The sequence below is a fragment of the Protofrankia sp. CiP1_Cm_nod4 genome (assembly GCF_982290645.1).
This window is the reverse complement of record NZ_CEVIVC010000041.1, coordinates 1-19,315: the sequence shown is the minus strand read 5'-3', so window position 1 is coordinate 19,315 and position 19,315 is coordinate 1. Positions and strand designations below refer to the sequence as shown.

At 71.4% G+C, this 19,315-nt stretch carries 20 protein-coding genes; 15 read left to right on the top strand and 5 right to left on the bottom strand.

Annotation, left to right across the window (positions count from 1 at the left end):
- Positions 1-129: 129 nt before the first annotated feature.
- The 5 genes from AC5LSR_RS10335 (at position 130) to AC5LSR_RS10315 (ending at position 4,159) form a co-directional block, all read left to right on the top strand.
- A complete protein-coding gene (locus tag AC5LSR_RS10335; RefSeq protein ID WP_250286164.1) occupies positions 130-387 on the top strand; it encodes a type II toxin-antitoxin system Phd/YefM family antitoxin in 258 nt (85 codons plus the stop codon).
- Positions 372-806: a type II toxin-antitoxin system VapC family toxin gene (locus AC5LSR_RS10330; protein ID WP_250286166.1), complete on the top strand. Its 435-nt coding sequence runs from the start codon at positions 372-374 to the stop codon at positions 804-806. Before AC5LSR_RS10335 ends, AC5LSR_RS10330 begins: the two co-directional genes overlap by 16 nt.
- Positions 807-1,078: 272 nt before the next feature.
- Positions 1,079-2,035, top strand: a complete 957-nt coding sequence (gene ctaC / locus AC5LSR_RS10325; protein ID WP_250286168.1) for an aa3-type cytochrome oxidase subunit II — start codon at positions 1,079-1,081, stop codon at positions 2,033-2,035.
- Positions 2,032-3,708, top strand: a complete 1,677-nt coding sequence (gene ctaD / locus AC5LSR_RS10320; protein WP_250286170.1) for an aa3-type cytochrome oxidase subunit I — start codon at positions 2,032-2,034, stop codon at positions 3,706-3,708. The genes ctaC and ctaD overlap by 4 nt, the downstream gene beginning before the upstream one ends.
- A gap of 49 nt (positions 3,709-3,757) precedes the next feature.
- On the top strand, positions 3,758-4,159 hold the full coding sequence (locus AC5LSR_RS10315) for a cytochrome c oxidase subunit 4 (RefSeq protein WP_250286172.1): 402 nt from the start codon (positions 3,758-3,760) through the stop codon (positions 4,157-4,159).
- Positions 4,160-4,286: 127 nt separating this feature from the next.
- Here the strand turns inward: AC5LSR_RS10315 and trpD are convergent, their stop codons facing one another.
- Both trpD and AC5LSR_RS10305 read right to left on the bottom strand, forming a co-directional pair.
- Positions 4,287-5,444 (bottom strand): anthranilate phosphoribosyltransferase, encoded by a 1,158-nt coding sequence (gene trpD / locus AC5LSR_RS10310; protein ID WP_250286174.1) that lies wholly within the window; start codon positions 5,442-5,444, stop codon positions 4,287-4,289.
- Positions 5,445-5,554: 110 nt separating this feature from the next.
- Positions 5,555-5,974 (bottom strand): response regulator transcription factor, encoded by a 420-nt coding sequence (locus AC5LSR_RS10305; RefSeq protein WP_250286177.1) that lies wholly within the window; start codon positions 5,972-5,974, stop codon positions 5,555-5,557.
- Positions 5,975-6,415: 441 nt separating this feature from the next.
- Between AC5LSR_RS10305 and AC5LSR_RS10300 the strand changes: the two genes are divergently transcribed.
- The 3 genes from AC5LSR_RS10300 to AC5LSR_RS10290 all read left to right on the top strand — a co-directional run bounded on the left by AC5LSR_RS10300 (position 6,416) and on the right by AC5LSR_RS10290 (position 8,274).
- Entirely contained in the window at positions 6,416-6,820 is a 405-nt protein-coding gene (locus AC5LSR_RS10300) for a Fur family transcriptional regulator (RefSeq protein WP_250286184.1), read from the top strand.
- Positions 6,821-6,989: 169 nt separating this feature from the next.
- A complete protein-coding gene (locus tag AC5LSR_RS10295) occupies positions 6,990-7,424 on the top strand; it encodes a rubrerythrin family protein (protein WP_250286179.1) in 435 nt (144 codons plus the stop codon).
- A 253-nt stretch (positions 7,425-7,677) separates the two neighbouring features.
- Positions 7,678-8,274: a DUF3501 family protein gene (locus tag AC5LSR_RS10290; RefSeq protein WP_250286181.1), complete on the top strand. Its 597-nt coding sequence runs from the start codon at positions 7,678-7,680 to the stop codon at positions 8,272-8,274.
- A 73-nt stretch (positions 8,275-8,347) separates the two neighbouring features.
- Here the strand turns inward: AC5LSR_RS10290 and AC5LSR_RS10285 are convergent, their stop codons facing one another.
- Complete coding sequence (locus AC5LSR_RS10285) at positions 8,348-9,508, bottom strand: cytochrome c oxidase assembly protein (protein WP_250292010.1); 1,161 nt, start codon at positions 9,506-9,508, stop codon at positions 8,348-8,350.
- 116 nt (positions 9,509-9,624) lie between these two features.
- Here AC5LSR_RS10285 and ctaE point away from each other — a divergent pair, with 116 nt between their 5' ends.
- From ctaE to AC5LSR_RS10255, 6 genes are all read left to right on the top strand, one after another.
- Positions 9,625-10,263 (top strand): aa3-type cytochrome oxidase subunit III, encoded by a 639-nt coding sequence (gene ctaE / locus AC5LSR_RS10280; RefSeq protein ID WP_445548468.1) that lies wholly within the window; start codon positions 9,625-9,627, stop codon positions 10,261-10,263.
- Between the two features lie 5 nt (positions 10,264-10,268).
- Entirely contained in the window at positions 10,269-11,072 is an 804-nt protein-coding gene (qcrC, locus tag AC5LSR_RS10275; RefSeq protein ID WP_250281702.1) for a cytochrome bc1 complex diheme cytochrome c subunit, read from the top strand.
- Positions 11,069-12,277 (top strand): cytochrome bc1 complex Rieske iron-sulfur subunit, encoded by a 1,209-nt coding sequence (gene qcrA, locus AC5LSR_RS10270; RefSeq protein ID WP_250281700.1) that lies wholly within the window; start codon positions 11,069-11,071, stop codon positions 12,275-12,277. Before qcrC ends, qcrA begins: the two co-directional genes overlap by 4 nt.
- Entirely contained in the window at positions 12,274-13,878 is a 1,605-nt protein-coding gene (gene qcrB, locus AC5LSR_RS10265; protein WP_250281698.1) for a cytochrome bc1 complex cytochrome b subunit, read from the top strand. The genes qcrA and qcrB overlap by 4 nt, the downstream gene beginning before the upstream one ends.
- A 263-nt stretch (positions 13,879-14,141) precedes the next feature.
- Positions 14,142-15,008, top strand: coding sequence for an ABC transporter ATP-binding protein (locus tag AC5LSR_RS10260; RefSeq protein ID WP_250281695.1), 867 nt, complete (start codon positions 14,142-14,144; stop codon positions 15,006-15,008).
- Positions 14,965-15,873, top strand: a complete 909-nt coding sequence (locus AC5LSR_RS10255) for an ABC transporter permease (RefSeq protein WP_250281693.1) — start codon at positions 14,965-14,967, stop codon at positions 15,871-15,873. Before AC5LSR_RS10260 ends, AC5LSR_RS10255 begins: the two co-directional genes overlap by 44 nt.
- A gap of 168 nt (positions 15,874-16,041) precedes the next feature.
- On the opposite strand, the gene AC5LSR_RS10250 is transcribed toward AC5LSR_RS10255, so the two are convergent.
- Both AC5LSR_RS10250 and AC5LSR_RS10245 read right to left on the bottom strand, forming a co-directional pair.
- Complete coding sequence (locus AC5LSR_RS10250) at positions 16,042-17,721, bottom strand: DEDD exonuclease domain-containing protein (RefSeq protein ID WP_250281691.1); 1,680 nt, start codon at positions 17,719-17,721, stop codon at positions 16,042-16,044.
- A 247-nt stretch (positions 17,722-17,968) separates the two neighbouring features.
- On the bottom strand, positions 17,969-18,334 hold the full coding sequence (locus tag AC5LSR_RS10245) for a VOC family protein (RefSeq protein WP_250281688.1): 366 nt from the start codon (positions 18,332-18,334) through the stop codon (positions 17,969-17,971).
- Between the two features lie 260 nt (positions 18,335-18,594).
- Between AC5LSR_RS10245 and AC5LSR_RS10240 the strand changes: the two genes are divergently transcribed.
- Positions 18,595-18,993, top strand: a complete 399-nt coding sequence (locus AC5LSR_RS10240; RefSeq protein WP_250281686.1) for an HIT family protein — start codon at positions 18,595-18,597, stop codon at positions 18,991-18,993.
- Positions 18,994-19,315: the final 322 nt, after the last annotated feature.

Genomic DNA, 19,315 nt, shown 5'->3' with positions numbered 1-19,315 from the left:
CCCGGCGATCGGTGGGCTCACGTCCGTCGGGCTCAAATGTAACCACGGTCCAGTTGCATTTCCGCGGGTGGTTACGTTTCCTCTCAGCAGCCACGTGCCTGTATCTGATTTTCAGATATGTTGGTGGTCATGCGCACTGTAACGGCGACCGAGGCGTCCCGCGGGTTCTCGGATCTGCTTGACGCGATCGAGGCCGGCGAGACCATCACAATTACGCGAGGTAACCGTACAATCGCGGAAATTAGGCCGGCGCGTCGGCGGACCGGAGCCGACCTTCGAGCCGTGCTTGTCGGCACCACGCCACCGGATGACACCTTCGAGGCGGACATCGCGGAGGCGGTCGGTCACCTGGCCGTGGACGAGGGCGACCCGTGGGCCGCCGCCTGATCCTCGACACCAGCATCCTCATCGCCTACGAGCGGGGAACGGTCGACCGCGCCGCCCTGGACGACGACGAGCTCGCGGCCGCGGCCGTGTCGATCGCCGAGTATCGGGTGGGGATCGAACTGGCCGACACCGCGGCCAGGGCCGCCCAGCGTTCACGGGCGCTGGCCGCCATGACGTCCGTGCTGGACGTGCTGGACTACACGCAGAGCACGGCAGCTCACCACGCCCGTCTCATCGTGGCCGCGCGCCGGATCGGACGGCGTCGCGGCGCCCACGATCTGATCATTGCGGCCCATGCGGCCGAGACCGGACGGATCGTCCTCAGCCATGACGCCAAGGCCCGTTTCGCCGATCTTCCTGGCGTCCTCGCGGTGGAGGCACAGGCGTCCTCCGGCCACGGATTCGGGAAGCCTCCGTAGCCGCGGGCTGCGGCGGGCCGTTTGTCGCACCGCAAGCCGGCGGCGGAGCGAAAAGGTGCTCCGGCGGGTTGTCCGGGATGCCTTCGCCGGCGCGGGAGGCGCTCCGGGCGGCCTTCCTCGGGGCGGAAGGGGTCACCTCCTGAGGCTCTGGCGTGATGCCGGACGGGTAGCTGGGATACGCTCCTGCCGCAGCATCTACAGCTTGTCGAAGAGCCCTGCGCCAGGCCCGGTTGGTTCGCCTGGGCCGGCGCATTCGTGGGAGGCAGGACCTGGTGACCCGATCCTTCGGCCGACCTCGGCCGTTGCCCGCCGATGTCGAGGAAGCGGCCGCCTCCGACGCTGCCCGGGCGGGGAGCACGAACCGCGCGCGAGGTTCTGATCACCGCGCCGCCCGCGCCCGTCCGTGGCGCCGCCGCCTGGCCCTGATGGCCGGGCTCGCGCTGCTTGTCATGACCGCGACCGGGTGTGATGTTCCCAACTTCGGTTTCCCCGACGGAGTGACGGACCAGACACCGCGCATCCTGAACCTGTGGCAGGGCTCCTCGATCGCGGCGCTCGCCGTGGGCGTGTTCACCTGGGGCCTGATCTTCTACGCGATCACCGTGTTCCGGAAGCGGTCGGACGACCTGCCGCGGCAGGTCCGCTACAACCTGCCGGTCGAGATCCTCTACACGGTCGTGCCCCTGGTCATCGTAGCCGGGCTGTTCTACTACACGGCCCGGGACGAGATCGAGATCAACCGGCTGCCACCCGACCCGGACGTCACGATCAATGTGATCGGTTTCCGTTGGAACTGGCAGTTCCGCTATCTCGACACCGGCCGCGACGGCACCGCCCCGATCGAGGTCACCGGCAAGCCCGGGGAGCCGGCCGTCCTGGTGCTCCCGCAGGGCCGGACGATCCGTTTCATCGAGACCTCGACGGACGTGATCCACTCCTTCTGGGTGCCCGACTTCCTGTTCAAGCGGGACGTGATCCCCGGCCGGATCAACCAGTTCCAGCTCACGATCACCAAGACCGGCACCTTTGTGGGCCGTTGCGCGGAACTGTGCGGGGTCGACCACGACCGGATGAACTTCTCCGTCAAGGTGGTCCCCGGTGACGAGTACGACCGGTTCATCGCCGAACGGACCCGCCCGGTCTCGGACGTGACCCCGGCCACAGTCACCGCCGCCGGGGCGCCCGCGCAGACATCCGCCGTACCGAACACCTCCGGGAGCCGACAGTGACACTGGTGCACGAGCCGCCGGCCGGCCACGTCGAGGATCTCCACACCAGGCCGCGGACGAACCTGCTCGGCTACCTGCGGACGACGTCCCACAAGGACATCGCCGTGATGTACGGCGTGACCGCCTTCGCCTTCTTCCTGTTCGCCGGGATCATGGCTGAGCTGATGCGGATCGAGCTCGCCCGGCCCGGTCTGCAGGTCCTGTCGAACGAGCAGTTCAACCAGCTGTTCACGATGCACGGCACGCTGATGCTGCTGATGTTCGCCACGCCTATGGCGTTCGCGTTCGCGAACTTCCTGATACCGCTGCAGATCGGCTCGCCGGACGTGGCCTTCCCCCGGCTGAACGCGCTGTCCTACTGGTTCTTCCTTTTCGGCAGCCTGACCGTCGTCGCGGGATTCCTGACCCCGGGTGGCGCGGCGGACTTCGGCTGGTTCGCCTACGCGCCGCTGAACAACTCGGTCTATTCACCGGGGGCCGGTGCCGACCTGTGGATTCTCGGCCTGGCGCTGTCGGGCCTGGGCACCATCCTCGGCGCGGTCAACATGATCACGACGATCCTCTGCCTGCGGGCGCCTGGGATGACGATGTTCCGGCTGCCCATCTTCTGCTGGAACTTCCTGATCACCTCGATCCTGGTGCTGGTAGCCTTCCCGGTCCTCACCGGCGCGCTGCTCGGGCTTGAGGCGGACCGCCGGCTGGGCGCGCACATATTCGACGCGGCCAACGGCGGCGCGATCCTGTGGCAGCACCTGTTCTGGTTCTTCGGCCATCCCGAGGTCTACATCATCGCCCTGCCGTTCTTCGGCATCATCAGCGAGGTGCTGCCGGTCTTCTCCCGCAAGCCGCTGTTCGGGTACAAGGGCCTGGTCTTCGCGACGGTCGGTATCGGCGCGCTGTCGGTGGCGGTGTGGGCACACCACATGTTCGCCACCGGCGCCGTCCTGCTGCCGTTCTTCGCCTTCCTCTCCTTCCTCATCGCGGTGCCGACCGGCATGAAGTACTTCAACTGGATCGGCACCCTGTGGCGCGGGCAGATCACCTTCGAGACGCCGATGCTGTTCGCGCTGGGCTTCCTCGTGACATTCCTCTTCGGCGGTCTCACCGGTGTGCTGCTGGCCAGCCCGCCGATCGACTTCCACGTCAGCGACAGCTACTTCGTGGTCGCGCACTTCCATTACGTCGTCTTCGGCTCGGTGGTCTTCGCCGCGTACGCCGGGATCTACTTCTGGTTCCCCAAGGTCACCGGGCGGCTGCTCGACGAGAAGCTCGGGAAGATCCATTTCTGGACGTTGTTCTTCGGCTTCCACCTCACCTTCCTGATCCAGCACTGGCTGGGTGTGAAGGGCATGCCGCGCCGGGTCGCCGACTACGCGCCCACCGACGGTTTCACCACCTACAACACGATCTCCACGGCCGGCGCGCTCCTGCTGGCCACCTCGACCCTGCCGTTCATCTACAACGTCTGGCGTTCGTACAAGAAGGGCGAGCTGGCCGTCGTGGACGACCCGTGGGGCTACGGGAACTCCCTGGAATGGGCGACGTCCTGCCCGCCGCCGCGCCACAACTTCCGCTCGCTGCCGCGTATCCGCTCGGAACGGCCGGCCTTCGACCTGCACTATCCGCAGGCGGCGGGCCGAGTCGACTACCACGCCACACCCGAAATCAGATAGCCGGCCCGTGGGCCGGCGGGAAAGCAGCTGAAAGGGAGGAGCAGTAGCCATGAAGATCGAAGGCGTGGTCTTCCTCGTGTTCACGATTTTCTGCGCGGTGGTCGACGTGGTCTACTGGTTCACGTCACAGGATCCGACCGGCACCGTCGCGTTGGCGCTGTGCGGCGGCCTCGGCCTGCTGGTCGGTGGCTACCTGCTGTTCACCGCCCGCCGGATCGGGGCGCGCCCGCAGGACCTGCCCGACGCCGAGGTCGCCGACGGGGCCGGGGAGCTCGGGCACTTCACCCCGGGCAGCTACTACCCGGTCTTCATCGCCCTCAGTGCCAGCCTGGTCGGCCTCGGCATCGTCTTCGGTGTCTGGCTCGCTCTGATCGGCGGGCTGCTGACGCTGTTCTTCGTCACAGGCCTGCTGTTCGAGAACCTGTGGCACCCACCCGTCCCCGAGGACTGATCGACAGGTTCCCGGTGGGCCGGACAGCGGCTCACCGGGAACAGGGCCCGGGTGCCGGTCGCGCCCACGCGCGGACGGCGACGAAGCTGCGACAGGGCCGGCCCGCCCTGTCCTGTGGGCGCTGGCCTCAGGCGCTGGTGGACGCGGCGGCGACAGCCGCCTGGCTCGTCCTGACCCAGCGTCCCAGCGCGGCTTCTGCCCCGCCGGAATCCAGCGACCACGCGGCCCGGCCGAGCTGACGCTGGATCTGCTCGCCCACCGGGGCGGCGGTCGGCCCGGTGGCGGCGACCAGAGCCGCCGCGGCGGCCAGCAGGACGGCGTCGCGCACCAGCCCGCGACGCCCGGCCAGCAGGACACGGGCGACCTCGGCGTTGTGGGCGGCGTCACCACCCCGCAGTTCCGCGGGGTCGCCGGGCTGGATGCCCACCGTCCGTGGGTCGAAGATCTCCTGCCGGACCGTGCCGCCACTGACCACCCACACCGTCGACGTGGTCGCCGGCGTGAGCTCGTCGAGCCCGTCGTCGCCCCGGAACACCAGGCCACGGGTGCCACGCGCGGCGAGCACGCCCGCGACGACCGGGGCCAGCCGCGGGTCGGCGACCCCGATGGCCTGGGACGCGGGCCGGCCCGGGTTGGTCAGCGGCCCGAGGATGTTGAAGAAGGTGGGCACGCCGAGCTCGCTGCGCGTCCCGGCCGCGTGGCGCATGGCCGGATGGAAGACCGGGGCGAAGCAGAAGGCCGCGCCGGCCCGGGCCAGGCAGGTGCCGACGGCGGCCGGCGGCAGGTCGATGACGACGCCGAGCTCCTCCAGCAGGTCGGCCGTTCCGCACAGCGAGGACGCGGCCCGGTTGCCGTGTTTGATCACGGGGATGCCGGATCCGGCGACCAGGAGCGCCGCCATGGTCGATATGTTCACCGAATGTGACCGGTCTCCGCCGGTACCGCAGGTGTCCACCGCGCGTTCCCGGACGTCGTCGGAGACCTCCAGCGGCGCGGCGTGCTCGAGCATCGCCTCGACCAGGCCGCGGACCTCCTCGGCGGTCTCACCCTTGGCCCGTAGCGCCACCGCGAAGCCGGCGATCCGGGCGGGTGACGCCGCGCCGGACATGATCTGCCGCATCGCCCAGCCGGTCTCCTCGGCGCCCAGTGCCTCCCCGCGCAGGAGCGCCGTGAGAAGCTCGGCCCAGCTCGGCGGGCCAGCGGGTGTGGGGCTGGCCGGCTCGTCGCTGTTCGTGCCCGTTGGCTGCGTGCCTGCTGGCTGCGTGCCCGTTGGCGTGGCCGTCATCCCTGTCTTTCCCCGCTGTGGTCGTATCCGGTTGCTTCCGGCGTCTGGTTGTTCCCGATGGCCCGGCCGCTCCCGGGCCGTTCCGGGCGCGGCCGCCGGGGCGGGCCGCGTCAGTGGTGGGCGGGGGAGGACTGCGCGCGGGGTGCCGGCGCGTGCCGGCGGCGCAGCAGTGTGACGACGGCCTCGGTGAGCTCGGCGGGGTCGACCGGGTGGGTGACCACCGCGTCCGCCAGGGACCAGCTCGCCAGCCAGCGGTCGTCACGGCGGGCGACCAGCAGGACGGTGGGCGGGCAGTCGGGGACCTCGTTCTTGAGCTGCCGGGACAGGCCCATGCCACCGCTGGGGGCGGCCTCGGCGTCCAGGACGCAGATGTCGGCCTCCCCGTGGTCGACCGCGTCGATCACGGACGGGCCGTCCGCGGCGTCCAGGAACTCCAGGATGCCGAGCTCGCGGTCGGGAAGCGGGCCGATGGCGAGCTTCACCCGCTCCCGGACCTCGGGCTTGTCCGCGTACACGAGAACGGTACTCATGCGGCCGCAGGCCTTTCACTCGAAGCGGCCGTCGGCGGGATGGCGCCCGAGGGGAGCGTCAAGGAGCCGCGCACCGCGACCGCGGCGGTGTGCGCCCATGGCGGGTGTGCGCCCATGGTGCGATGCGCACCTGTGGCAGCAGCCCGCCCGCAGGGTATCCGATCGTGCCGACGGGTGACGCCCACGGCCGCGGCACCGATGCTGTGCGGGACACGCAGGGAGGATGCCGATGTGTCATCGCCCGCGCCGCCAGCGCGGGCGTGGCGGGTTTACGGGAGCCGCCTTCTCTGGTAGATAATGAGACTCGTTCTCAAAGTTGTCGATCATGACAGAACTCGTCGCGACCGGCTGTGACCAAACGTGACAAGACAATCGCGGATGGCCGGGCGGGGCGGGGGCGGGCGTACCGACAACATCGGGCGTGACAACATCGGACGTGACATGGACGGCCAGCAGGATCTCCGCCTCACCCCCCAGCGCCGTGCGGTGCTGGAGGTGCTTCGGGCCGTCCACAGCCACCCGACGGCGGCCGAGGTCTACGACCGCGTCCGGGAAGTCGCGCCAGGTATCGGCGCTGCCACCGTCTATCGGTCCCTGGGGCTGCTCGTCCAGGCCGGGCAGGCCCGTGAGCTCAGCCTCGGCAACGGTACGGCAGCCCGCTACGACGGGAACACCAGCCGTCACGACCATCTGGTCTGTGACCGCTGCGGACGAGCCGTGGACATCGATCTGCCAAGCCCGGTAGAGATGATCGTCAACGAGCTCGCGCACAGCACCGGCTTCGCGATCACAGGCTACGACCTGCAGTTGCGTGGCCTGTGTCCGTCCTGTCGACCGGGTGGCTGATCACCGGTAGCCCTGAAGACCATCGGCTGTCGCGCGGCCGGTGTCCCACCCGGGGTTTCCCGCGCCGCCACGAGCCACTCAATCCGAGCGGTCGCCGTCATCCCGGACGGCCGCACCCGAAGGACTCGCCTCGTTACCAGAGGTGACCGTACTCGAAGAAGGAGCACCCATGTCCAAGCTGGACGGCACGAAGACGCACGACAACCTCAAGGAGGCGTTCGCCGGCGAGAGCCAGGCGAACCGCCGCTACCTCTACTTCGCCCGGGTGGCTGACATCGAGGGCCTGACCGACGTCAGCTCGCTCTTCCGCGACACCGCCGAGGGCGAGACCGGCCACGCCTTCGGCCACCTGGACTTCCTCGCCAAGGTCGGCGACCCGGCGACGGGGAGCCCGATCGGCGACACCGCCAAGAACCTCGCCAGCGCCGTGGCGGGGGAGACCTACGAGTTCACCGCGATGTACCCGGGCTTTGCCAAGACCGCCCGCGAGGAGGGCTTCGAGGAGATCGCCGACTGGTTCGCCACTCTCGCGCGGGCCGAGAAGACCCACGCCGGCCGGTTCCAGAAGGCCCTGGACTCGCTGGAGACAGTCGCGGCGGAATAGCTCCGGCGGGCCGCACCGCTTCGGGCCGTCACCGGGGCGGGGCCGCCTGCCGCCGAGAGGGTATCCGGCCGGGGTGGACGCACGAGTCGCGTCCGCCCCGGCCGGTCCACGTTGTCGGCACGTGATGTCGCCGGTCCACGTTGCCGGCGTGCGCCCGGCGGACGGCCTCCCGGCCGCTTCACGATCTGGCGGATGCCGGCGTAGGATCCGGCGCGCCGCCCATGCCTTCGATGATCGTCAGGGAGTCCCAACGATGGCGCTCAGTGTTGCCGACATCATCACCGACCCCGAGGCCTACTCCGCCCAACGGCCGAGCCTGCGCGCCCGCATCCTGCCCGTGCGGGCGGAGCGCCGAATCCGGGTCGGCGACATGCTCCTGTTCGAGTTCGAGAACGAGCAGACCCTGCGCTACCAGGTGCAGGAGATGGTCTACACCGAACGGCTGCGCGACCCCTCGGAGGTCGCCCATGAGATCGACATCTATTCCCGCCTGCTGCCCTCCAGCCACACGCTGACCGCCACCCTGTTCATCGAGCTCGACGTCCTGGACACCGTGCGCGCGGAGCTGGAGCGGCTGGCCGGTGTGCAGCGCAGCATCCGGCTGGAGATCGGCGGCGTACCGGCGCCGGCCGAGGAGGTCCTCAGCCCCGACGAGGACCCGGACGTCCCGAGCCAGACCGTGTCCGTGCACATGCTGCGGTTCCTCCTCAACGACGCCACCCGGGACGCCTTCCGGGATCCGGCCGTGCCGGTCGAGCTGGTGGTTGACCACCCCGCGTACAACGAGGCGACACCGGTCACCGGCGCGACCAGGACGTCCCTGATCGCGGACCTCTCGCTACGCGGCTAGCCGCCCCGCCGGCTGGCGGCGGGACGGCTGGCGGCGAGGCGGATGCCGCGGCCCGGACCCGGCAGCGGCCTCGTCAGCCCTGTTCCGTCCCCCGCGTCTGGTCACGGACGGTCGCGGGCCGGCGCGGGGCGGCGGTGTCGCTCGCGGCGAGCCGGGCCAGCCAGGCGTTGTAGGCCGCCTCCCGGGCGAGCAGCTCGGCTTCGGGGTCGCTCTGCGGCGCGGGCCCGGGCCCCTCTTCCGCATCCCGTTCCCGCCCCGCATCCCGCGGCTGCCCGGGCGCGTCCGGGCGGGGCCGGGCAGGGCCGGTGGCGGCGTCGAGCAGCCGGTCCAGGCGGCGGTCCTCGCGGGCGGCCTCCCGGTCGTCCGCCCGCGACCACTGGATGAACAGCGCGATGAACACCAGAGCGCCGACGATCTCGCCGGCGGCCCACATCAGCCCGGCGCCGGTCTGCTGGTCGCTGAGCGGGCTGGACCCCCAGGTCCGGCCGAGCGCGGTGTACCAGTCCGCGGCGAAGACCTCGTCGGTGGTGAACATCGCCAGCGCCCACAGCGCGTGCATCGGGAAGGTCACGAACAGCAGGAGCAGCCGCCCCCAGTACGGCAGCCGTCCCGGCATCGGGTCGAGCCCGATGATCGGCCAGTAGAACAGGCAGCCGACGGCCAGGAAGTGCGCGTGCAGGAACAGGTGGAGCACCGGGTGCCGCAGCGACGCCTCGTACAGGCTGGTGAAGTACAGCCCGTAGAGGCTCACGATGAACACGGCGAAGCCGACCAGCGGGAAGGCGGCCACCCGCGCCACCCGGCTGTGCAGCAGCCTCACCAGCAGCCGGCGGGGGCGCAGCGGCAGGGCCCGCAGCGCCAGTGTCACGGGGGCGCCCAGCGCGAGCGGGATGGGCGCGACCGTGCCGAGCAACATGTGCTGGACGGCGTGTGCGCTGAACAGGGCGGTGTCGTAGGCGGCTATCCCGCCGACGAGCGCATAGGCGACCACCAGCAGGCCGGCCAGCCAGGAGGCGGTCCGCCAGCGGCTCCAGGCGTCTCCGCGATCTGTGAGTCTGCTCACGCCGAACAGGTACAGCCCGCCCATGAGGGCGACCAGCAGCAGCGGGCCGGGTTCCGGCGAGAGGTGCAGCAGCATCCGTCCGACGGTCGGTGGCGGTGGAAGTTCTCCCTGCCCGGACGATGCGAGCAGGCTTCCCGCGCCTGCCGCGGCAAGGGCACCGGGACTGGTCACAGGCCCTTTCACCTCACTCCGATCGGGGCTGGACGGGGGTTCGGCCGAACCCTCGACAGCTCGTAGTCCTACCGAATGTCGAACCTACGGTGGCGCCTGGCGGATCGCGTGCCAGAATGACCGACGTGGCCTCCGCCTCCGTCCTTGAGAAAGCTCCGCCGCCGCACCCCACGGCCAACCGTCCCTCGATGGTTTCCGTGGGGACGATCGTGTGGCTGTCATCGGAGCTGATGTTCTTCGCGGCCCTGTTCGCGATGTACTACACGATCCGGTCGGTCGACAGCGACAACTGGCCGCCGGTCACCGGCGTTCCCGCGGGGTCCGAGTACGGCCCGGTCCACCTGCACGTCGGCTTCGCGCTCTTCTTCACGACGATCCTGGTGCTCTCCAGCCTGACCTGCCAGCTCGGCGTGTTCGCGGCCGAGCGCGGTGACGTCTACGGGCTGCGCCGCTGGTACGTCATCACCCTGCTCATGGGCCTGGTGTTCGTCGGCGGCCAGGCGTGGGAGTACTTCCGCGAGAACGAGTTCTCGATCTCGTCCCATGCCTACGGGTCCGTGTACTACCTCACGACCGGCTTCCACGGCCTGCATGTCATCGGCGGGCTCGTCGCCTTCGTGATCGTGCTCGCCCGGTCGACCTACGGCAGGTTCACGCCCGAGAAGGCGACGTCCGCGATCGTGACGTCGTACTACTGGCACTTCGTCGACGTCGTCTGGATCGGCCTGTACGCGACCATCTACCTCCTCCAGTGAGCGACATGACTGCATCTACGGGCGCTGCCCGCGCATCCGTACGCCGGCGTCGGCGTTCCTCGGCCGTGGTCCTGCTGGTGGCGCTCGCGGCCACCGGCGTGCTGTGGACGGCGTTCGCTCCGCGCGGGACGGCCGAGGACACCGCGGCGACCAACGAGGCCGTCCGGGCGGGCCGCGCCCTCTACCTCCAGGGCTGCTCAAGCTGCCACGGCCTGCAGGGCCAGGGCGGCAACCAGGCCCCGAGCCTGATCGGCGTCGGGTCGGCCGCGGTCGACTTCCAGGTCAGCACCGGGCGGATGCCGCTGGCCGCGCCGGGCGCGCAGGCCAAGCGCAAGGACCCGATCTACAGCCAGACGCAGATCGACCAGCTGGCCGCCTACATCGACAGCCTCGGCGGCGGCCCGAAGAAGCCGGTCATCGACGAGGCCGAGTGGGACGACGCCGACCTGGCCCACGGCGGGGAGCTGTACCGGGCGAACTGCGCCCAGTGCCACCAGGCGGCGGGCGCGGGCGCGCCGCTGACCTACGGCAAGTACGCGCCGGACCTCAGCCACGCCACCCCGACCCAGATCATCGAGGCGATGCGGACCGGTCCGGAGTCGATGCCCCTGTTCGGCCCGGGGCAGATCGACGAGGCCGACGCGGTCGCGATCGCCAAGTACGTCCGGCACGTCAGCGAGGCCTCGGGCGCCGGTGGCCACGACCTCGGCAAGTACGGCCCGGTCCCCGAAGGGCTGCTGGCCTGGCTGGTCGGGATCGGCGGCCTGCTCGCGGTGTGCCTGTGGATCGGAGCGAGGCAGAAGGTATGAGCAAGCAGGACGACGACAACGCCGGCCCGGGCCCGTCCGGCGACGGCGGCAGCATCTTCGACCGGGCCAAGCACCCGGTGAAGCCGTCGGGGGAGCCCGCGTCCGGGTCCGGCGCCGGCGCCGGCGCTGGCGGGCCCGAGCTGCGGCAGGGCCGTGACGACGGTCCCGAGCGTCTCGGCACCCCGCCGCACCAGACCGACTCGACCCGCGCGGGGTCGACGGTCCTGCTGGCCGAGCCGCCCGAGCGGGGCGTGAGCGTACGCGATCCCCACGCCGAGGCGGTCGACCGCCGGGCCGAACGCCGGGCCGAGCGGCTGGCCGCGTTCTGGTTCGTGGTCTCGATCATCGGGACGGTCGGGTTCGTCGTCACTAACTTCGTCGGTGACAAGCACAAGGAGTACTACACCCCGGCCCTGGGCGCCGCGCTCGCCCTGGCCGTGGGCGGCATCGGGTTCGGGGTCATCATCTGGGCCAAGCGGCTCATGCCGCACGAGGAGGCCGTCCAGGAGCGGCATCCCTTCAGGTCCGCGGACGAGGAGATCGCCGCCACCGAGGAGACGGTCGCCCTCGGCTACGCCGACACCGGGCTGGCCCGCCGGCCGCTGATCCGCCGGACCCTGCTCGGCGCGGGCACGGTGCTCGGCGCCCTGCTGGTGGTACCGCTGCTGAACCTGACCAACCGCAAGCCGGGCAAGCAGCTCAACCACACCCACTGGGTGAAGGGCGCCCGGCTGGTCACCGGCGAGGGCACCCCGGTCAGGCTCGGTGACATCTCCATCGGCGGCATCGAGACGGTGTTCCCGGCGGTCCCGGTCACCGAGCCGGACGGCAGGGTCCGCTACGAGCCCCAGCTCACCCTGCACCAGAAGGCCGACAGCGCCACCGTCCTGATCAGGCTCGGCCCGGACGAGAATCGGCCGCGGCCGGGCCGGGAGAACTGGGCCTACGACGGCCACGTCGCCTACTCCAAGATCTGCACCCACGCGGGCTGCCCGGTCAGCCTCTACGAGGCGCAGACCCACCACCTGCTCTGCCCCTGCCACCAGTCCGTGTTCGATGTGCTGGACGGATGTCGAGCGATCTTCGGGCCGGCCAGCCGGTCCCTGCCGCAGCTGGCGATCGGCGTTGACGCGGACGGATATTTCATCGCACGAGACGGCGACTACACCGAGCCCGTCGGTCCCGCCTTCTGGGAGCGCTCATGACCACCGTCCCACCACCGCCCCTGGTCAAGAGGCCGGGCCCCGTCCGCGCGCTCAACCGGGCGGCCGACGAACGGTTCGGCACGCAGGAGGCGCTGCGGCGCAACCTGAACAAGGTGTTCCCCGGCCACTGGTCCTTCATGATCGGGGAGATCGCCCTCTACAGCTTCGTCATCCTGGTGCTGACCGGCATCTACCTGACGCTGTTCTTCGACCCGAGCAACACCGAGGTCGTCTACGACGGCTCGTACGTGCCGCTCAAGGGCGTCGAGATGAGCCGCGCCTACGCGTCGACCCTGGAGATCAGTTTCGACACCCGCGCGGGCCTGGTCTTCCGCCAGATCCACCACTGGGCCGCGCTGCTGTTCGTCGCGTCCATCCTGGTGCACCTGATGCGGGTGTTCTTCACCGGCGCCTTCCGCAAGCCCCGCGAGGTCAACTGGCTGATCGGCGTCGGCCTGTTCGTGCTGGGCATCCTGGAGGGCTTCGCCGGCTACTCGCTGCCGGACGACCTGCTCTCCGGCACCGGGCTGCGGATCGCCGCGTCCATCGCGCAGTCGATCCCGGTCGTCGGCACCTGGGCGTCCTTCCTCGTCTTCAACGGTGAGTGGCCGGGCGAGAACTTCATCCCCCGGCTGTACGTCGTCCACATCCTGCTGGTGCCGGGCATCCTGCTGGCGCTGATCGGCGCCCATCTGGGCATCCTCTGGCACCAGAAGCACACCGACTTCCCCGGGCCGGGCAAGACCGAGCACAACGTCGTCGGGCACCGGGTCTTCCCGGTCTTCGCGGCGAAGTCCAGCGGCTTCTTCATGCTGGTGTTCGCGATGCTCGCCCTGCTCGGGGGCCTTGCCCAGATCAACCCGATCTGGGCCTTCGGGCCGTACGACCCGGCGAACGTCAGCTCCGCCTCCCAGCCGGACTGGTACATCGGCTTCCTGGACGGATCGACCCGGCTGTTCCCGCCGTGGGAGTTCCGTGGGCTCGGGCACACCGTCCCGGCGGTGTTCTGGCCGACGCTGATCCTGCCCGGCATCCTGTTCACCCTGCTCGCCGTGTACCCGTTCATCGAGGCGAAGGTCACCGGTGACAAGGAGTCGCACAACCTGCTGCAGCGCCCGCGCGAGGCGCCCACCCGCACCGCCCTCGGCGTCTTCGCCATCGCGTTCTACCTGGTGCTGTGGATCTCGGGTGGCAACGACGTCATCGCCAAGACGTTCGACATCTCGCTGAACGCGATGACCTGGGCGGGACGTGTCGGCGCCATCGTCCTGCCGCCGATCGCCTTCTACCTCACCAGGAAGCTGTGCATCCACCTGCAGGAGCGTGACCGCGAGATCGCCGCGCACGGCATCGAGACCGGGATCATCCAGCAGCTGCCCAACGGGGAGTTCATCGAGGAGCACCGGCCGAAGCTGCCGCCGGTGCCCGACCACCCCCGGGTGCCGACCGACCGGGTGGCCCTGCCGCCCGCGGGGGAGGGGCACGGCAAGGGCGACCTCGTGCGCCGTGCGGGACGGGCTGTCAGCGGCTTCTTCGTCGAGGACGAGGAACGCCAGCCGGAGCCGACCGGCTCCCCGCAGCGTCCCGAGGGCGGGCACTGACCGGCTGAGCTCTTCCCGGTTCTTCCCGCCGCACGGCCTACCTGGGGCCTTCCGCTTCCGTCATCCGGAGGTGGGAGGCTCCAGGCCGTTTACGGGCTGTTCGGGCGGATGTCCGATGGTTTGGCCGGCCGGCTGGCCGGCTGGCCGGCCGCCGCTGGGCGGAGGAAGGCGGGCCGGCGTGCGGGTGGCCGGCCCGGGGCAGGTGACGCGGCAGCCGTGGAGGTGGATAGTTAGTTGTAGAAAGAAAAAGATATGGAGGCCGGATGTCCATCGATCACTCCGTGTCCCCGGCCGCGTCCGCGCCGGCCCGGGACGACCCGCCGGCGCTGGACGTCCGGGGGCTGACCTACCGCTTCGGTGCGAAGACCGCGGTCGACTCCCTCGACCTCACCCTCGCCCCCGGGGAGATCGTCGGCCTGCTCGGGCCGAACGGCGCCGGCAAGACCACGGCGATCCGCGTCATCGTGACGCTGCTGCGGCCGGCGGCCGGCTCGGCTGCCGTCTTCGGGGTGGACGCGGCCCGCCAGCCGATCCGGGCCCGGCGGCTGATCGGCTACGTCCCGCAGATGCTCTCCGCGGACAGCGGGCTGACCGGACGCGAGAACGTCGCGCTGTTCGCCGGCCTGTTCGACGTCCCGCGCCGGCACCGCCGGGCCAGGGTCGACCAGGCGCTGGCGGCCATGGGCCTGACCGACGTCGCCGACCGGCTGGCGCGCACCTACTCGGGCGGGATGGTCCGCCGCCTGGAACTGGCCCAGGCCCTGGTCAACGCGCCACGGCTGCTCATCCTCGACGAGCCGACCGTCGGCCTCGACCCGATCGCCCGCGACAGCGTCTGGGAGCACGTCCTGCGCCTGCGCGAGGAGTACGGCATGGCGGTGCTGCTGACCACCCACTACATGGAGGAGGCCGACGTCCTCTGCGACCGGGTCGCGCTGATGCACGCCGGCCGGGTACGGGCCACCGGTGTGCCCGGCGAGCTGAAGGCCGCGCTGGGCCCGCGGGCCAGCCTGGAGGACGTCTTCCGGCACCACACCGGCGGCGCGCTCGCCGGCAACGGCAACGGCAACGAGGCAGGTGATTTCCGTGGCGTCCAGCACACCCGCCGTGCCGCCAGCCGGGTTGGCTAGCCCTCCCGGGGAGCGGGATTCCCGGAGCACCGGGAGCGCGGCCGGCAGGGCCTGGCCCGGCGGCCTCATCGACGACGACTTCGACGCCAGCAGGCTGGGCGCGGCCCGGCTGCTGCTGCGCCGGCTGGCCACGCTGTCCCTGGTGGAGCTGCAGAAGCTGCGCCACGACCGGGTGGAGCTCTACACCAGGGCCGTCCAGCCCGCGCTGTGGCTGCTGGTCTTCGGCGTGACGTTCAACCGCATCCACGCCATCCCGACCGGGTCCGTTCCGTATCTGGACTACCTGGCACCGGGGATCCTCGCCCAGTCCGCGCTGTTCATCTCGATCTTCTACGGTATCCAGATCATCTGGGACCGGGACGCGGGCGTGCTGGCCAAGCTCATGGTCACGCCCACGCCACGCACCGCGCTGGTCACGGGCAAGGCCTTCGCAGCCGGGGTGCGCGCGCTGATCCAGGTGTTCGTCGTCGTGCTGCTCGCGGCGGTGCTCGGCGTCGGGCTGACCGCCAACCCGCTGAAGCTGCTGGGCGCCGCGGTGGCGGTGGTGATCGGCGCGGCGTTCTTCGCCTGCCTGTCCATCGTGATCGCGGGGCTGGTGCTCTCCCGGGACCGGCTGATGGGTATCGGTCAGGCGATCATGATGCCGATGTTCTTCGCCAGCAACGCCCTCTACCCGGTCGACATCATGCCGTCCTGGGTGCGTGTGGTCAGCTACCTCAACCCGCTGAGCTACCTGGTCGACGCGCTGCGTGGCCTGCTGATCGGCGCGCATGCCCACCTGCCGCTCGACTTCGCCGTCCTGATCGGCTCCGCCGGCGTGACGATCCTGGCGGCGAGCGCACTGCTCGGCCGGCTCGCGCGGTAGCGGCTTCCGGTACGGCCGGCGCGGCCGGGGTTTCCGGCGCGGCCGGGGTGGCAGGGGTGGCCGGGTCGCAGGGGTGGCCGGATGCCCGGCTATCGGGGCGCCCGGCCGCCCCGGGCATCCTGGCCGCCTGGCCGCGCCAGTGGGCCTGCGGCGCTGGCCGGGTGGCGGTCAGCCGCCCAGCAGGGCGATCTGCCTGGCCGCCGCGGTCACCGGGGAGGCCCACTGGCCGTCGAGGCCGACCAGGCGCACGCCCGGGCCGGTCAGCCAGCGCTGGATCAGCTCGGTCTCCTCGGCGCTCGCGCAGGGCGTGGGGCCCGGCCCCGGCCGCACGGTCTCGGCGCTGGCCCGGGCCGCCGTCACCCAGGGCCACGGATCGGTGCGTGCCGGTGCGCTGGCCGCCCCAGCGAGCCGGCCGTGGCGGATCACCGCGATGTCCCACCCGCCCTCCTCGCCGGGCGCGGCGGCGGTCATCTCGGCCACGCCGGTCAGCGCCGACAGGTGCTGGAGCCGCCGCGCGGCGCGCAGGAAGGCCAGCAGCCGGTCGCGGACGACGGCCGCGTCCTCGTAGCGTCGCTCGGCGGCGAGGACGGCGATGCGGGCCCGCGCGGCGTCCACGACCACCTGGGGGTCGGTGGTGATGGCCGTCACGGCCGCCGCCACGTGCCGCGCATACTGCTGCGGGCTCTCCCGGCCGTCGCAGGGCGCCCCGCAGCGGTCCAGCTCCGCCAGCGCGCACGCGGCGGTGGGCCGGCGCGGGGACAGCCGGGTGGCGCACTGGCGCAGCGGGATCGCCTCGTGGATCGCGGCCGCGGCGAGGTCCGCCGCGGCCATGCTGGGGAAGGGGCCGAGGTAGGTGGCGTCGTCCCGGGCCGCGCGCACCCGGGACAGCCGCGGGTACGGCTCGTCGGTGATCTTCAGGTAGACCGCCCGTTCCGGATTGCGGGAGCGCCGGTTGTACGGGGGCTTGTGCTCGGCGATCAGCCGGACCTCCCGGACCTGCGCCTCCAGCGCGTGCGCGCACGTGACCGCGTCCACCCGTTCGGCCGAGGCGACCATCGCGGCCATCCGCTGCCGCGGCTCACCGGCGGTGAAGTACGACCGGACGCGGGCCCGCACCGACCGGGACGTCCCGACGTAGAGCGGCCGGTCGGCGCTGTCCCGGAAGATGTACACCCCCGGGCCGGTCGGCAGGTCGTCCGCCAGGTGCCGCTTGCGCCGCCGGGCGGGGGAGACCTTGCGGGAGAACCCGTGCACCTCCTCCAGCGTGGTCACGCCGAAGCCGGCCAGACGCTCGAACAGCCCGTGCAGCACGGCGACGGTCGCCCGCGCGTCCGCCAGCGCCCGGTGGCAGGGCCCGGCGTCCGCGGGGAAGAGCCGGGCCAGCGAGGCGAGCTTGTGGTCCGGGGTCTCGTCCCGGCCCAGCACCTGCCTGGCGATACGGAGCGTGTCCAGATGTTCCCAGGCGGGGACGGGCTGGCCGCAGCGTACGCACGCCTCCCGCAGGAAGCCGAGGTCGAAGGGCGCGTTGTGCGCGACCAGCACGCCGCCGTGGGCGAACTCCAGGAAGGCCGGCAGGACGGCGTCGATGCGCGGCGCGGTGGCGACCATCGCGTCGGTGATCCCGGTGAGGACCGAGATGAACGGCGGGATCGGCGCGGCCGGCCGCACCAGCGTCGCCAGCTCCCCGAGGACATCCCCGCCGCGGATCTTCACCGCGCCGATCTCGGTGATCTCACTGTCGGCCGCCTGGCTGCCGGTGGTCTCCAGGTCCACCACGACGAAGGTGACCTCCCGCAGGGGACGGCCGAGCTCCGCCGGCGGCTCGGGCAGCTGGGGTGCCGGCAGCACGGGACGGACATGATCGTTTAACTGGCGGCCCGCCGGAACGCCCTGGTGGAGCGGGGGCTGGGGCCCGGCAGGCGAGGTGGGCGGCGTGTCCGGGTGGCCGCCGCCCGGCACGGAGGGGAACCGGCGCATGTACGGGTACGCTAGTCCCCGCTCACGACAGTTTTCCCGTCCCGTTCCCGCCTCGTTCCCGGACCGGCTCCCGCCCCGCCCGCCGGTCACCGGCTGGTCGCCAGGTGTCGCCGGCCCGTTACGCGAACGGCCGGGCGAACCCGTCCTGACCCGCCGTGGTGACCCGGAACTCGTTGCCCTCCGGGTCGGCGAGGATGAAGCCGCTGTCGGCGCCGTCGGTGTAGTGCCCGACCTCGCGGGCGCCCAGCGACGACAGCCAGCCGACGACGCGCGCGGCGTCCACCGCGTACAGGTCCAGGTGCAGCCGGCCCGGGCTCGGCACCGATCCGGACACGCGCCGTAAGCGCAGCTTGGGGCCGGCGCCGGCCGGGTGGCGCAGGACGGCCGAGCCGCCATCATGACGCGCGACCTCGTAGCCGAGCGCCGACGACCAGAACCTGACCATCAGCTCCACGTCGACGCAGTCCAGGCTTACCTGGGCCATGCGGATGCCATTCGTTTCAAACCAGGCCACAGGCGCATGATTCCGTATGGCTGACCGGTCTGCGCCGGTGCGTCACCCATGGGCCCGCCGGCCCGTCCGCGCCGGCGTCCCCGCCGCCGCCAGCGCGGGTGGGGCGGAGCGGTACGGTCACTGTCGGGCCTCACCCGGCTACGGTCCGGATGCAGACGCCGTCCAGATGACGCCGTCCGGATACGGATACCGTCCAGATACAGCCACCGTCCGACATGTACTGTCCGGGCATGGCCAGCATCTTCACCCGGATCATCAAGAGGGAGCTGCCCGGACGGATCGTCCACGAGGACGACCACAGCGCGGCGTTCCTGACCATCGCCCCGATCCGGCCGGGGCACACCCTGGTGGTGCCACGACTGGAGGTCGACCACTGGATCGACCTGCCGCCCGACGTCCTGCGGGAGCTGTGGGGCACCGCGGCCCTGGTCGGGCGGGCCATCGACACCGCCTTCCGCCCCCGCAAGGTGGCCGCGCTGCTGGCCGGGCTGGAGGTGCCACACGTGCACGTGCACCTCATCCCGATCGACTCCGAGGCCGACATCTCGTTCGAGGCGGCCGATCACAGCCCTGACCCGGATGCGCTCGACGACGCCGCCGAGCGCATCCGGGCCGCCCTCGCCCGGTAGCGCCTGTCAGGACGGGCCCGGCCGGCCGGGCGGGCCTGGCCGGGCGGGGCTGGCGCTGTGGCCTGGACGAAACGGCCGAGAACCCATGCGATCCGGAGGGATCGGGCTGGCCCGATACGCTGGGGTGTCGTCGTCGTTGTTCCCAACGTGCCCCGGAGTCTGGCCGTGTCCCTCGATCTTCCCGAACCCCCTGCCCGCATCCGGTGGGGGACACGCGCGGATCCGGTCCGCTGCGCCGTGGCGGGGAGGCCGTGGCACCAGGGGCGGGCCCGTGCCCAGGCCGTTCCCGGCGGCCCTGGCGGGCTCGGCTGTCCCGGCCGGG

Coding starts and splice junctions, on each gene's coding strand:
- qcrB (WP_250281698.1), top strand. CDS start 12,274: ATGACCACCGTCCCACCACCGCCCCTGGTCAAGAGGCCGGGCCCCGTC.
- AC5LSR_RS10300 (WP_250286184.1), top strand. CDS start 6,416: ATGGACGGCCAGCAGGATCTCCGCCTCACCCCCCAGCGCCGTGCGGTG.
- AC5LSR_RS10295 (WP_250286179.1), top strand. CDS start 6,990: ATGTCCAAGCTGGACGGCACGAAGACGCACGACAACCTCAAGGAGGCG.
- AC5LSR_RS10290 (WP_250286181.1), top strand. CDS start 7,678: ATGGCGCTCAGTGTTGCCGACATCATCACCGACCCCGAGGCCTACTCC.
- AC5LSR_RS10335 (WP_250286164.1), top strand. CDS start 130: ATGCGCACTGTAACGGCGACCGAGGCGTCCCGCGGGTTCTCGGATCTG.
- AC5LSR_RS10245 (WP_250281688.1), bottom strand. CDS start 18,334: ATGGCCCAGGTAAGCCTGGACTGCGTCGACGTGGAGCTGATGGTCAGG.
- AC5LSR_RS10315 (WP_250286172.1), top strand. CDS start 3,758: ATGAAGATCGAAGGCGTGGTCTTCCTCGTGTTCACGATTTTCTGCGCG.
- qcrA (WP_250281700.1), top strand. CDS start 11,069: ATGAGCAAGCAGGACGACGACAACGCCGGCCCGGGCCCGTCCGGCGAC.
- qcrC (WP_250281702.1), top strand. CDS start 10,269: ATGACTGCATCTACGGGCGCTGCCCGCGCATCCGTACGCCGGCGTCGG.
- trpD (WP_250286174.1), bottom strand. CDS start 5,444: ATGACGGCCACGCCAACGGGCACGCAGCCAGCAGGCACGCAGCCAACG.
- AC5LSR_RS10240 (WP_250281686.1), top strand. CDS start 18,595: ATGGCCAGCATCTTCACCCGGATCATCAAGAGGGAGCTGCCCGGACGG.
- AC5LSR_RS10260 (WP_250281695.1), top strand. CDS start 14,142: ATGTCCATCGATCACTCCGTGTCCCCGGCCGCGTCCGCGCCGGCCCGG.
- ctaE (WP_445548468.1), top strand. CDS start 9,625: ATGACCGACGTGGCCTCCGCCTCCGTCCTTGAGAAAGCTCCGCCGCCG.
- AC5LSR_RS10305 (WP_250286177.1), bottom strand. CDS start 5,974: ATGAGTACCGTTCTCGTGTACGCGGACAAGCCCGAGGTCCGGGAGCGG.